This is a genomic window from Brachybacterium sp. AOP24-D1-21 (assembly GCF_052378665.1).
In the GTDB taxonomy this organism is placed as follows: Bacteria; Actinomycetota; Actinomycetes; order Actinomycetales; family Dermabacteraceae; genus Brachybacterium.
The window spans coordinates 1,124,650-1,137,175 of the sequence record NZ_JBQSXX010000001.1 but is presented as its reverse complement, the minus strand read 5'-3'; the positions used below and the strand labels follow the sequence as shown (position 1 = coordinate 1,137,175).

The following is a 12,526-nucleotide window of genomic DNA, read 5'->3' as shown; positions in this document are numbered from 1 at the left end:
TCCCTGACCGAATGAGCTCCTCATGACCGATTCCCCGAATCGGGTCCCGGGTGCAGATACCCCGCGGGCCCTGGTTCCGGAGGCCGCCGGCCGCGCCCAGGCATCGACGGGCAGGCCCCCGCTGCGACGCCGCCGGATGAGCCGACGAGCGCGGCGCGACGCCCTCGTGTTCCTCGCCTTCGCCGCCCCGAACCTGGTGCTGATCGCGATGTTCACCTACCGTCCCCTGATCCTGAACATCCAGTACTCGATGCTGGACTGGACGCTGGGCTCGCGCACCGCGACGTTCATCGGGCTGGGCAACTACGTCGAATTCTTCACCTCCGAGGAGGGCCTGACGAGCCTGCGGATCACCGTGATCTTCACCCTGGTCACCGTGGGCGGCGCGATGGTGCTGGGACTGCTGATCGCGCTCGCGCTGAACATCAACATCCCCGGCCGCACCCTCGCCCGCTCGGCGGTCTTCGCTCCCTACGTGCTCTCCGGCGTCGGTGTGGGCCTGGTGTGGCTGTTCATCTTCGACCCGAACTTCGGGGCGCTGGGATGGATCCTGCGCCAGCTGGGCATGGGGAGCCCGCAGTGGTTCCTGGACCCGGACATGTCGCTGGTCATGGTGATGATCGTGTACGTCTGGAAGAACCTCGGGTACTGCGCGATCGTCTACCTCGGCGGGCTGCAGTCTCTGCCGCAGGACGTCATGCACGCCGCCCAGCTCGACGGCGCGGGTGCGGCTCGCCGCTTCTTCAGCATCTCGATCCCGCTGCTGTCGCCCACCACGTTCTTCCTGCTGATCACCACCACCCTGAACAGCCTGCAGGCCTTCGACCTGCTGCGGATCATGACGCCCACCGGGCGTGGCACCAACACGATGATCTTCGAGTCCTACCTGCAGGCGTTCGGCGGCTACTCCCGGGCCGGCTATTCGGCCACGATCTCAGTGCTCCTGTTCGTCATCCTGATCGTGATGACCGTCGCCCAGATCATGTTCGTCGAGCGGAAGGTGCACTACGCATGAGCACGCCCACCCTTCCCCGCCCCGAGCAGGCGACCATGGACCGGCCCGCACCGAAGCCCCGGAAGAACGGCCCCTTCACCCGGGCCAACCTGGTCTCCACGATCACCGGTGGCTACGTGCCGCTGATCCTGGCGACCCTGGTGATGGTGCTGCCGCTGCTGTGGATGATGATCAGCTCCTTCAAGGCGCCGCACGAGATCCTCTCCACCGATCTGGTGGTGCTGCCCGAGAGCCCCTCGCTGGCGAACTATGAGGCCGCCTGGAACTCGGTGCCGATCCCGCAGTTCTTCCTGAACTCGGTCATCGTCACCACGATCGGTTCGAGCATCAAGGTGCTGCTGGCAATCTTCACCGCCTATGCGCTGGTCTTCGTGCGCTTCCCGTTCAAGCGCGTCATCTTCGTACTGATCCTGGTCGCTCTGATGGTGCCGCCGCAGGTCTCGATCCTTCCCAACTACGTGCTGATCGCTGGTCTGGGCGGGGTGAACACCTACTGGGGGATCATCCTGCCGGGCCTGGGCACCGCCTTCGGGACGTTCCTGCTGCGCCAGTACTTCCTCACCATCCCGCCGACGATGATCGAGGCCGCCGAGATCGACGGCGCCGGGCATCTGCGCACCCTGTGGTCCGTGGTGGTGCCGATCGCGGTGCCGACGGTGGCCACAGTCGCCCTGGTCACGATCGTCACCGAGTGGAACGACTACATCTGGCCCCTGATCATCACCTCCGATGCCAGCCGGATGACCCTGCCCGTGGGGCTCACCGCCCTGCAGAACTCCGAGGGCAACACCGGCTCCGGCTGGGGCATCCTCATGGCCGGCACGGTCCTGGTGATCGCCCCGGTCCTGATCGTCTTCGCGATGCTGCAACGGCACATCGTCTCCGGCCTCACCCAAGGCAGCGTGACCGGCTGACGCGCCCGCGTCCGTCCACCACCCCTGAAAGGACCATGTCCCATGACCAGTTCACTTCACCTTCCGCGCGGGTTCAGCCGACGCTCCCTGCTCGGCCTCGGTGTCGCCGGTGCCGGGGCATTGGGCCTCGCCGCCTGCGGCGGCGGCCCTGAGGTCGGCGGTGGCGGCGGCGGTGCCGGCGGCGGCGAGGAGCTCGACCTCGACTTCTCCGGTGTCGAGCCCGCCAAGAAGATCGACTTCTGGACCAACCACCCCGGTGGCTCCCAGGAGGTCGAGGCGCAGCTGCTCGCCGCCTTCACCGAGGAGACCGGCATCGAGGTCAACCACGTGACGGCGGGCTCGAACTACGAGGAGATCGCCCAGCGCTTCCAGACCGCGCAGGCCGCGAACTCCGGGCTTCCCGCCGTGGTGGTGCTCTCGGACGTCTGGTGGTTCCGGTACTTCCTCAACGGCAACGTCATCCCGATCGACTCCCTCGTCGAGCAGCTCGAGATCGACCTGTCCGACTACCGGGACTCGCTGGTCCAGGATTACCAGTACGACGACCAGCAGTGGGCCCTGCCCTATGGCCGCTCCACGCCGCTGTTCTACTACAACAAGGACCACTTCTCCGCCGCCGGGCTGCCCGACCGCGCCCCGGAGACCTGGAGCGAGTTCGAGGAGTGGGCGCCGAAGCTCACCGAGTCCGAGACTGCGTATATGTACCCCGACCTCGCCGGCTACGCAGGCTGGACCCTGCAGAACGTGCTGTGGGGCCAGGATGCCGCATGGTCCGACGAGTGGACGATCACCTGCGCAGAGCCGGCAGCCGTCGAAGCCCTGCAGTGGGTGCAGGACTCGGTGTTCTCCAAGGGCTGGGCACAGGTCGCCTCGAGCGACTCGGCCGACACCTTCGCCGCCGGGGTGTGCTCCTCGACCATCGCCTCCACCGGCTCGCTGGTGGGGGTGCTCGAGTCCGCGACCTTCGACGTCGGCGTGGGCTTCCTGCCCGGCGGGTCCGTGGACGGGCCGGTCTGCCCCACCGGCGGCGCCGGGCTCGGAATCCCGGCCGCGGTGACCAAGGAGGAGCAGCTCGCCGGGGCCATGCTGATGGAGTTCATGGGCCGACCGGAGAGCACCGTCGCGTTCTCCGCCGCCACCGGCTATATGCCGATCCGCAAGAGCGCGGACCTCACCGAGCTCACCGCTGAGACCCCGCAGATCCAGCTCGCGGTCGACCAGCTGGACGTCACCAAGCCCCAGGACTTCGCCCGCGTGTTCCTGCCTGGCGCGGACCAGGAGATGGCCGAGGCCATCGCCTCCGTCGTCACCACCGAGGGCGATGTCCAGGAGGCGATGGACGGGCTCAAGGAGACCCTCGAGGGGATCTACACCAAGGAGATCCAGCCCAAGCTCGAGGGATGAGCCACCGGCGGGGACGGGGGCCGGATCCACGGTGCCCGGCCCGCTGGGGGCCCTGCCTGCCTCAGCCCCGCTGCATCCGGGCCAGGGCGTGGGTGATCTCCCGGGTGGCCGGGTAGAGCTCGCGGTAGAGCCGGTTCAGCTCGTCGTACCGGGCACGGTGCGCCGGATTCGGGACGCACCGATGGTCGGTGCGGTTCCAGGTGCTGGTCTCCACGCCGTGGGCGAGGCGGGCGGCCAGCATCGCGCCGCCGTAGGAGGCGCCGACGGTGCTGCGGGGGATCTGCTGGGTCAGCCCCGTGACGTCGGAGACGATCTGGGGCCACAGGTCGTGCTGGGTGCCGCCGCCCACCGCCATCACCCGGCCCGGGGTCAGGCCCGCCGCCTCGAGCGTCTCCAGGTGATGGCGGACCCCGTAGGCCACCGCCTCGAGCGTCGCGCGGTACAGGTCCCCGCGGGTGTGGGAGAGGGTCAGCCCCGCGACCACGCCGCGCGCGTCGGGGTCGGCGATGGGGGAGCGCTCGCCGGCGAAGTACGGGAGCATCACCAGGCCTCCCGCGCCCGGGCCGCTGCGCTCGGCCTCCGCGAGGAGCCCCGGGAAATCCGCTCCGCCGGTGAGCTCCCGCAGCCAGCCGGTGATGGCCCCGGAGGCGGCCATGCCGCCCGCCAGGCTCGACGAGCCGGGGGTCACCCCCGGGGTGGACCAGAGCGTGCGGCTGGCCAACGGCTCGGGGGTCGTGGCCAGCAGGAGCGTGGTGGTCCCGTACATCAGCATCAGGTCCCCGGGCTCGGTGGCGCCGACGCTCACCGCCTCCGCCCACGCATCGATCGTCCCGCTGAGCACCGGGATGCCTGCCGGCAGGCCGGGGACCAGCGCGGCGACCTGCGGGTCCAGGGAACCGGCGGCCTCGCCCGCCCAGCGCAGCTCCGGCAGCTCGATGCCGGGGGCGACGTGCTGCGACCAGTCGATGTCGGTGCTGCCGTGCCCGGACCGGGAGGAATGCCATTCCTGCTGGCGCAGGCAGTACAGCGGGGCTGTCTGGCTCGCGCTGACATGATCCATCACGTACTGCCCGGTCAGTCGGAACGCGAGATACGAGGCGGGCATGAACAGGCGCCGAGCGCGGGCGTAGAGCTCGGGCTCGTGCTCGGCGACCCAGGTGATCTTCGGCCCCGCGGACTGTGCGGTGAGGACCACGCCGCAGTGGGCGAGGATCTCCTCCTGGCCGAGCACATGGGTGAGGGACCTGATCTGCTGCTCGGCGCGGGAGTCGACGCCGTAGAGGATCGCCGGCCGCACCGGGATCCCCTGCTCATCGGTGAGCACCACGCAGGGCCCCATCCCCGAGAGCCCGATCGCGGACACCTCGAGGCCTGCCGTCCGGGCGGCGGAGGTGAGGGATCGGGCGATCGAGACGAACTCGTCCCACCAGGTCTCCGCGTCCATCTCCACCTGGCCGGGAGCAGGGCGGCGCACCTCGTGCCCGCGCACCTCGGTGCGCAGGATGGTCCCGTCGAGAGCGACCAGCACCCCTTTCGTGCTCGAGGTGCCGACGTCGATCCCGAGCACTGCGTTCGCGTGTCCGACACTCGCGCCCGCGCCAGCCCCAGCGCCCGTGCCTGCCGCAGCCCCAGCACCCGCCGCAGTTCCTGCACCAGCAGCCATTCGTCGTCTCGCCTCCCGTTCGGAACGGAGTCCGGTCCGAATTCTGTCGTCGGCCGCGCCGATGCTCGCCCCGCGCTCTATCCTGCCATCGAGGCCTCCCCTCGCCGGAGGGGGTCCGAGCCTGAGCTCGAGCAGCACTCGGGCTGCGCTCGCGGCGTGCACCCGCAGCACACTCGAGGCGAGCATCCGCAGCGAACTCGAGGCTTGCACCCACGACAAATGTGCGGAACTATTGTTCCCACGTGGCGATGACGGCACTGCGCTGCCGACCCCTCGCGGTCGCAGGCCCGCACCCTCTGTCACGCCCGAGCCATGGAGTATGGCTCGGCCTCATGGGACAGGAGTGACGCCATGCTCGAGACGTCGATGGACATGCAGCTGCTGCATCGCGCCGCCACCGCCTACTATCTCGACGGTCAGCGCCAGGCCGAGGTCGCCGAGCGGATCGGGGTCTCCCGCCCGTCCATCAGCAAGCTGCTCGCCGAGGCGCGCCGGATCGGCATGGTGCGCTTCGAGGTGCTGGACGTGCCCACGGTCGACCTCACCGAGCTCGCCGAACGGCTGCGCGACCTGCTGGGCATCGACTCGGTCCGGATCGCCCCGGGGGACCAGGTGCAGCGCGAGTTCCGCGGCATCGGCGACCTGCTGGGGGAGGAGCTGCGCAGCCTCGAGATCCAGGAAGGAGAGATCGTGCTGCTCTCCTCCGGAAAGACGATCCACGCCGTGGCCGGCATGGGCGGGATGCCGCGCATGCCGGGGGCGCGCATCGTCCCCACCGTCGGCGGTCAGCAGGAGCCGGACCCCTCCTTCCAGACCAACGAGACGGTCCGGCGCTTCGCCGACCGCACCGGGGCGGAGCCCCGCTTCATCTTCGCTCCCGCGCTGACCAGCCCCACCCTCTGGGCGTCGCTGCAGGAGGATCCCGGATTCCGCTCGGTGGTGGACCTCTGGGACGAGGCCCGCGTGGCCGTGGTCGGCATCGGCGCCCCCTATGACGGCCGCGCCAGCCTCACCTCCGTGGTCCCGCGCCATGAGCCCGCGCTCGCGACAGCGGCCGGGGATGTGTGCCTCCACTTCTTCGACGAGGACGGCGCAACCCTCACCTTCCCCGGTGCCGAGTTCCTGGTCCGGCTCCCGCTCGAGACGCTGCGCGCGATCCCCACCACGATCGCCCTGGCCGCCGGCTGCGAGAAGGCGCCCTCCATCCGTGCCGGGGCGAAGACGGGGATGTTCAGCTCGCTGATCACCGACGTGCCGACGGCCGAGGCCGTGCTCGTCGACGCCGGGGTCGACCCGCGCGGCGGAGCGCCGGGCCGCTGACCCGCCCGTCGCCCATGCGGTGACGGGCCGGGCTGTTGGGCTGCCTGTCGGCGCGCGCGGTGACGTGTCGGCCGCAGGCCGCTGCTGGACGACGGGTGCGGCATCCCGCGCATGCCCCTTGAGATGAGACACGGTTCACGCACTAGCCCGAGGGCGCTTGCTGACCAGCGGTGATGCGAGATGACCAGGTCGAGAACATCGGTGTCTCCCGCTCTGGAACATTTGTTCTTGACGATTGTTCCCGGGGTGCTTAGAGTGGAACTCGGACGGGCGCCCCGCGGTGTCATCGATGACGCACCCTCGGCCCCGAGGTCGGCCTCGCGCCGGCCCGCTCAGCCGGGGCCGACCCGGAACGTATCGAAGGAGATGTGCCGAGATGACCGAGATCCCGAAGACCATGCAGGCCGTCGTCATGCATGCGCCCGAGGACTACCGACTCGAAGAACGCGCAGTGCCCACCCCCGCGGCCGACGAGCTGCTGATCCGGGTGGAGGCCGTCGGCGTCTGCGCGAGCGACCTCAAGGCCTACGCCGGCGCCGCCAAGTTCTGGGGCGACGAGAACCGCGAGCGCTGGGTCCAGCCCGGCATCATCCCCGGCCACGAGATCACCGGCGAGGTCGTCTCCGGCTCCGAGGAGGCCCTGGCCAAGCACGGCGCGGCCCTCGGGCAGCGCATCGTGGTCGAGCAGATCGTCCCCTGCGGCGAGTGCATGTACTGCCAGCGCGGCTGGTACTGGATGTGCGACCCGCACGACATGTTCGGCTTCAAGAGCTTCAACGGCGGTATGGCCGAGTTCATGATCGTGCCCCCGCTGGCCCGCGTGCACACGATCTCCAAGGAGATCGCCCCCCAGCACGCCGCCTACGCCGAGCCGCTGTCCTGCTCGATGCACGCCGTGGAGCGCGCCGAGCTGCAGTTCGACGACGTCGTGGTCATCGCGGGCGCCGGCCCGATCGGCCTTGGCGCGATCATCGGCGCCGCCCACAAGAACCCCAAGCTCGTGATCGCCCTCGACTTCGACGACGACAAGCTCGAGCTCGCCAGGAAGTGCGGCGCCGACCTCACCCTGAACCCCTCGAAGGTGGACCTCGACGCGGAGATCCGCGCGCTCACCGGAGGCTACGGCGCGGACGTCTACATCGAGTGCACCGGCCACCCCAGCGCCGTCCCGCAGGGCCTGAACCTGCTGCGCAAGCTCGGCACCTTCGTCGAGTACTCCGTGTTCAAGGAGCCGGTCTCCGTGGACTGGTCGATCATCTCCGACGACAAGGAGCTCGACGTGCGCGGCGCGCACCTGGGCCCCCACACCTGGCCCGCCGCCATCAAGATCATCGAGAAGGGCGACCTCCCGCTCGACGAGATCTGCACCCACCAGTTCGCGCTCGCGGACTTCCAGCAGGCTCTCGACTCGGTCGCCGACTCCGCCGGCGCCTCCGTGAAGGTCTCGATCCTCCCCGGCCTCTGATCCCGCCCGGACTCTGATCCGCCCGAGATCGCGCCCCACGTGACGGCCGACGCCGACCGCGCCGTCGGCCGTCACGTGCCGCCCTCCCCTCAGCACACAGGAGTGCCCGCATGAGTTCCGCATCCACCTCGACGGCCAGCAGCCCCGCCGTCCCCGCCCCCGGCTCCGCCCAGGAGACCTTCCTGGACCGCCTCGGCATCCCGCACGTCCTGCGCTGGGGCTTCCTCGGCGTGCTCGTCTTCATGACCGGCAACGGCGTGGAGACCAACTTCGTCTCCCCGCACATGGCCAACGTGTTCGGCGGTGGCGACGACATGATCAACCTCGCCGCCACGGTCATCACCTTCTACGCGCTGGCCACCCTGATCGGCTCCTATCTCGCCGGCGCCCTCTCGGACCTCTGGGGCCCGCGCAAGGTGATGCTGCTGGGCGTCATCGTGTGGGTGGTGTTCCAGGCGGCCTTCGTCGGCGCCCTCGCGACCGAGTCGGTGCCGCTGATCTTCCTGACCTACATGGTCCGCGGCTTCGGCTTCCCGCTGTTCGCCTTCGCCTTCCTGGTGTGGGTCAACGCGGTCTCCCCGAAGGAGCGCGCCGGCGCCGCCGTCGGCTGGTTCTACGTCATGTTCACCGGTGGCATGCCCACCATCGGCTCCCTGGTCGCGATCGGCATGATCCCCGCCTTCGGCGGTGGGCTGCTCGGTGAGCGCTGGGCCATGGTCGCCTCGACCGCGATCGTGATCGCCGGCTTCCTGATCGCCTACCTCGGGGTGCGTGAGGAGCACGGCGACCGCCGCCTCGCCCCCGCCGGCGAGAGCAGCCGCCAGGTCATCCTCTCGGGCGTGGTGCTCTCGCTGAAGAACAAGCGCGTGATGATGGGCTTCCTGACCCGCCTGATCAACACCGCCCCGCAGTTCGGCATGTTCATCATCCTGCCCACCGTGATCGCCGAGACCCTGGGCTGGGGACAGTCCCGCTGGCTGCTGATGACCTCGATCGTCTTCGCCGGCAACATCCTGTTCAACGCGGCCTTCGGCGCCCTCGGCGACAAGATCGGCTGGACCACCACGGTGCGCTGGTTCGGGATCGTCGGCTCCGCGATCGGCCTGCTGCTGTGGTGGTACGTGCCGCACTGGGTCCCGGCCGGCTCCGACTGGGGCTTCGTGGTCTCCGTCATCGCGGGCACCGTCTTCGGCATCCTGCTGGCCGGCTTCGTGCCGCTCGGCGCGATCATGCCCGCACTGGCACCGGACCACAAGGGTGCCGCGATGGCGATGTACACCACCGCGGCCGGCGGCGCGACCTTCCTCGGCTCCGCCGTGGTCGCCGTGGTGCGGCCCTGGGGCGGGAACGTCGGCGTGGTCTGGTCCTTCGTGGCCCTCTACGTCCTCGCCTTCCTGATGACCTTCGCGCTGAAGGTCGATCAGCCCCGTATCGGCAAGAAGGACATCGCCGCCGCCGAGGCCTGAGCATGAGCGCCCGGGGACCGGCCATCCCAGTCCCTGTGCTCTCTCCTACCTCTCCTGTGCATCGAGCTACCGAAGGAATCTGACATGACTCGCAGCATCTCGCCCCTCTTCGACCTCACCGGCCGCACCGCACTGGTCACCGGCGGCGCCAAGGGCCTCGGCCTGGCGATGGCCCGGGCGCTGGCTGAGCACGGCGCCCCCGTCGTCCTCGCCGACATCGACGACGAGAACGGGCAGCGGGCTGCTGAGCAGCTCGCCGCAGACACCGGCGTCACCACCGCCTACCGCCACCTGGACGTCACCGATCAGGAAGCGGTCGAGCAGGTCGTCGCCGAGGTCGACGCGGAGTTCGGCGGGATCGAGATCCTGCTGAACAACGCCGGCCGCACGATCCACCACCCCCTCGAGGACGGCGACGCGCAGAAGTGGCGCGCGGTGATGAGCCTGAACCTCGACGGCGTCTACCACGTGCTCTCCGCCGTGGGCCGCCGTATGCTCGAACGAGGACGCGGCAGCATCATCAACACCGGCTCCATGAGCGGCATCATCGCCAACATCCCCCAGACCCAGGCCTCGTACAACGCCTCCAAGGCCGCCGTCCACAACCTCACCCGCAGCGCCGCGCTCGAGTGGGCGGATCGCGGAGTGCGCGTGAACGCCATCGCCCCCGGCTATATGCGCACCGAGCTCACCCGTGGCTTCTATGAAGAAGGCGGTGCCCAGATCGACCAGTGGAACCTGATGACCCCGATGGGCCGCCCCGGCGAGCCCGAGGAGCTCGCCGGTGCCGCGGTGTACCTCGCCGCGGATGCCAGCAGCTTCGTGACCGGATCCATCCTGTCGATCGATGGCGGCTACACGGCGGCCTGACCGCCCACAGCCCGCGCTTCGCTCGCCGAGCGCCTATCGCCCTCGCTCGCCGAGCGTCCCATCGCCGCCCGACCACCCGCCCGCCGCTGACCGCCTGAGCAGCTGACCGCCAGAGAAGAGAACGCCGTGACCTACCTGTTCGACGATCCCAAGACCTTCCCCGCCGACGCCGTGGAAGGCCTGGTGGCCGCCCATCCCGAGGAGCTGCTGCGCGTGCACGGCGGAGTGGTGCGCAAGCAGGCCACCCCGGCCGGCCAGCCGGCCCTGGTGGTCGGAGGCGGCTCTGGCCACTATCCGGCCTTCGCCGGCTGGGTGGGTCCCGGCTTCGCGCACGGCGCGCCGTGCGGGAACATCTTCTCCTCGCCGTCCGCCGACCAGGTCTACTCGGTCGCTCGCAACGCCGAGAACGGCGGCGGCGTGATCCTCGGCTTCGGCCACTACGCCGGCGATGTGCTCCACTTCGGGGTCGCCGCGGAGAAGCTCCGTGCGGAGGGGATCGACGTGCGGATCGTCGCCGTCAGCGATGACGTGGCCTCGGGGGAGAAGGGCAATCACCGCGACCGCCGTGGGATCGCCGGTGACCTGCCCGTGTTCAAGATCGCCGGCGCCGCGATCCAGGCCGGTGCCGACCTCGCCGACGCTGAACGCATCGCCTGGAAGGCGAATGACGCCACGCGCACCCTCGGGGTCGCGTTCGACGGCTGCACCCTGCCCGGTGCGGAGGATGCCCTGTTCCACGTCCCCGAGGGGAAGATGGCCATCGGCCTGGGCATCCACGGCGAGCCCGGCATCGACGAGCAGCCGCTGCCCTCGGCGAAGGAGCTCGCGAAGATCCTCGTCGACGGCGTCCTCGCCGAGACTCCCGAGCTTGCCTCGGACCGCGTCGCTGTCGTCCTCAACGGCCTCGGCACCGTGAAGTACGAGGAGATGTTCGTGGTGTGGAAGCACGCCTCGCAGCTCCTGGCGGAGGCCGGGCTGACGATCGTGCGCCCCGAGGTCGGCGAGCACGTGACCAGCCTGGACATGGCGGGCCTGTCGCTGACGGTGGTGCGCCTGGACGAGGAGCTCGAACAGCTCTGGCTCGCCCCCGTCGAGTCCCCGGCCTTCCGGCGCGGCGGCACGGTGAGCGGTGACCTCGGCGGCGAACGCGGGGAGATCTACACCCCGGGCGAGGACCCGATCCCCGCCGCGACCGAGGAGTCGCGAGTCTCCGCGCAGCGGATCGCCGGCATCCTCGGCGACATCGAGACGCTCCTGGCCGAGCTCGAGCCGGAGCTCGGTCGGCTCGATGCGATCGCGGGAGACGGTGACCACGGCCAGGGCATGGTGCTCGGATCCGTCGCCGCGCACGCTGCCGCGCTGCGCACCGTCGAGGGCGGCTGCGGCGCCCGCACCGTGCTGGTCCAGGCCGGAGCAGCCTGGTCCGCCGAGGCCGGGGGCACCTCCGGTGCTCTCTGGGGCGCGGCCCTGACCAGCCTCGGCAGCGCCTTCAGTGACGACGCGGCAGTGAGCGTCGAGCAGCTCCTGACCGGGCTGGTGCAGGCGGTCGAGGCCGTCGAGCGCCTCGGCGGCGCGGTTCCGGGTGACAAGACCATGATCGACGCCGCAGTGCCCTTCCGGGAGGCGATCGCGCTCGCACAGTCCGCGGGCACCGAGGAGACCCGGGCCCGGGTGATCGCCGCCGCTGCCGCGCGCGCCACCGAGGCCGCCGCGGCCACCGCCGACATCTCCGCCAGCAAGGGCCGCGCCCGGAACCACGGCGACAAGTCCGTGGGCACCCCCGACCCCGGCGCGGTCTCCTTCTCGCGGATCGTCACGCTGCTGGGCGAGCAGCTCTCCGCCTGAGACCCTGCTCGGGAACCCGCACCACACGAAGAGAACTCACGAAGGAGCACTGACATGGGCTGGAAGATCATCACCGGATCGGACAACGCAGGCTACGGCCACAAGAGCGCGCTGAAGGAGCTGCTGGAGAACGACCCCCGCGTCGACCAGGTCATCGACGTCGGCGTCACCGGCCGTGAGGACGGCACCTTCTACCCGAACGTCGCAGTCGCCGCCGCGGAGAAGGTCGCCGCGGGCGAGGCCGACCGGGCGCTGCTGATCTGCGGCACCGGCCTCGGGGTCGCGATCGCGGCCAACAAGGTCTCCGGCATTCGCGCGGTCACCGCGCACGACCTCTACTCCGTGCAGCGCTCCGTGCTCTCGAACAACGCGCAGGTGCTGTGCATGGGTGAGCGCGTGATCGGTCTCGAGCTCGCGAAGGAGCTGATCAAGGTGTGGCTGGATCTCGAATTCGACCCCACCTCGTCCTCCGCCGCGAAGGTCGACGCGATCTGCGCCTACGACGGCTCGCTCGAGCAGGCCTGAGCGCCGCTTCTACCCCCGACAGTCAGCTGGCGAACCTGC

The 12,526-nt window shown here is 70.1% G+C and carries 10 protein-coding genes; 9 read left to right on the top strand and 1 reads right to left on the bottom strand.

Annotation, left to right across the window (positions count from 1 at the left end):
- Positions 1 to 22: 22 nt before the first annotated feature.
- The 3 genes from ACT3UF_RS05070 to ACT3UF_RS05060 are packed head-to-tail and all read left to right on the top strand — an operon-like array spanning position 23 to position 3,333.
- Positions 23 to 1,015 (top strand): carbohydrate ABC transporter permease, encoded by a 993-nt coding sequence (locus ACT3UF_RS05070; protein ID WP_441444528.1) that lies wholly within the window; start codon positions 23 to 25, stop codon positions 1,013 to 1,015.
- Positions 1,012 to 1,929, top strand: a complete 918-nt coding sequence (locus ACT3UF_RS05065; RefSeq protein WP_442332911.1) for a carbohydrate ABC transporter permease — start codon at positions 1,012 to 1,014, stop codon at positions 1,927 to 1,929. Before ACT3UF_RS05070 ends, ACT3UF_RS05065 begins: the two co-directional genes overlap by 4 nt.
- A 42-nt stretch (positions 1,930 to 1,971) precedes the next feature.
- Complete coding sequence (locus ACT3UF_RS05060; RefSeq protein WP_441444526.1) at positions 1,972 to 3,333, top strand: ABC transporter substrate-binding protein; 1,362 nt, start codon at positions 1,972 to 1,974, stop codon at positions 3,331 to 3,333.
- A gap of 61 nt (positions 3,334 to 3,394) precedes the next feature.
- Here ACT3UF_RS05060 and ACT3UF_RS05055 read toward each other — a convergent pair whose 3' ends face one another.
- Positions 3,395 to 4,900, bottom strand: coding sequence for an FGGY-family carbohydrate kinase (locus ACT3UF_RS05055; protein ID WP_441444525.1), 1,506 nt, complete (start codon positions 4,898 to 4,900; stop codon positions 3,395 to 3,397).
- Positions 4,901 to 5,347: 447 nt separating this feature from the next.
- On the opposite strand from ACT3UF_RS05055, the gene ACT3UF_RS05050 reads away from it, so the two are divergent.
- From ACT3UF_RS05050 to ACT3UF_RS05025, 6 genes are all read left to right on the top strand, one after another.
- Positions 5,348 to 6,316 (top strand): sugar-binding transcriptional regulator, encoded by a 969-nt coding sequence (locus ACT3UF_RS05050; protein ID WP_441444524.1) that lies wholly within the window; start codon positions 5,348 to 5,350, stop codon positions 6,314 to 6,316.
- A gap of 376 nt (positions 6,317 to 6,692) precedes the next feature.
- A complete protein-coding gene (locus ACT3UF_RS05045) occupies positions 6,693 to 7,781 on the top strand; it encodes a zinc-binding dehydrogenase (RefSeq protein WP_441444523.1) in 1,089 nt (362 codons plus the stop codon).
- A gap of 110 nt (positions 7,782 to 7,891) precedes the next feature.
- Positions 7,892 to 9,247, top strand: a complete 1,356-nt coding sequence (locus ACT3UF_RS05040; protein WP_441444522.1) for an RbtT/DalT/CsbX family MFS transporter — start codon at positions 7,892 to 7,894, stop codon at positions 9,245 to 9,247.
- A gap of 84 nt (positions 9,248 to 9,331) precedes the next feature.
- On the top strand, positions 9,332 to 10,117 hold the full coding sequence (locus ACT3UF_RS05035; RefSeq protein WP_444598818.1) for a glucose 1-dehydrogenase: 786 nt from the start codon (positions 9,332 to 9,334) through the stop codon (positions 10,115 to 10,117).
- 126 nt (positions 10,118 to 10,243) lie between these two features.
- Positions 10,244 to 11,962 (top strand): dihydroxyacetone kinase family protein, encoded by a 1,719-nt coding sequence (locus ACT3UF_RS05030; RefSeq protein WP_442332895.1) that lies wholly within the window; start codon positions 10,244 to 10,246, stop codon positions 11,960 to 11,962.
- Positions 11,963 to 12,016: 54 nt separating this feature from the next.
- Positions 12,017 to 12,487 (top strand): ribose-5-phosphate isomerase, encoded by a 471-nt coding sequence (locus ACT3UF_RS05025; protein WP_441444519.1) that lies wholly within the window; start codon positions 12,017 to 12,019, stop codon positions 12,485 to 12,487.
- Positions 12,488 to 12,526 lie beyond the last annotated feature (39 nt).

Coding starts and splice junctions, on each gene's coding strand:
- ACT3UF_RS05070 (WP_441444528.1), top strand. CDS start 23: ATGACCGATTCCCCGAATCGGGTCCCGGGTGCAGATACCCCGCGGGCC.
- ACT3UF_RS05065 (WP_442332911.1), top strand. CDS start 1,012: ATGAGCACGCCCACCCTTCCCCGCCCCGAGCAGGCGACCATGGACCGG.
- ACT3UF_RS05060 (WP_441444526.1), top strand. CDS start 1,972: ATGACCAGTTCACTTCACCTTCCGCGCGGGTTCAGCCGACGCTCCCTG.
- ACT3UF_RS05050 (WP_441444524.1), top strand. CDS start 5,348: ATGCTCGAGACGTCGATGGACATGCAGCTGCTGCATCGCGCCGCCACC.
- ACT3UF_RS05045 (WP_441444523.1), top strand. CDS start 6,693: ATGACCGAGATCCCGAAGACCATGCAGGCCGTCGTCATGCATGCGCCC.
- ACT3UF_RS05040 (WP_441444522.1), top strand. CDS start 7,892: ATGAGTTCCGCATCCACCTCGACGGCCAGCAGCCCCGCCGTCCCCGCC.
- ACT3UF_RS05035 (WP_444598818.1), top strand. CDS start 9,332: ATGACTCGCAGCATCTCGCCCCTCTTCGACCTCACCGGCCGCACCGCA.
- ACT3UF_RS05025 (WP_441444519.1), top strand. CDS start 12,017: ATGGGCTGGAAGATCATCACCGGATCGGACAACGCAGGCTACGGCCAC.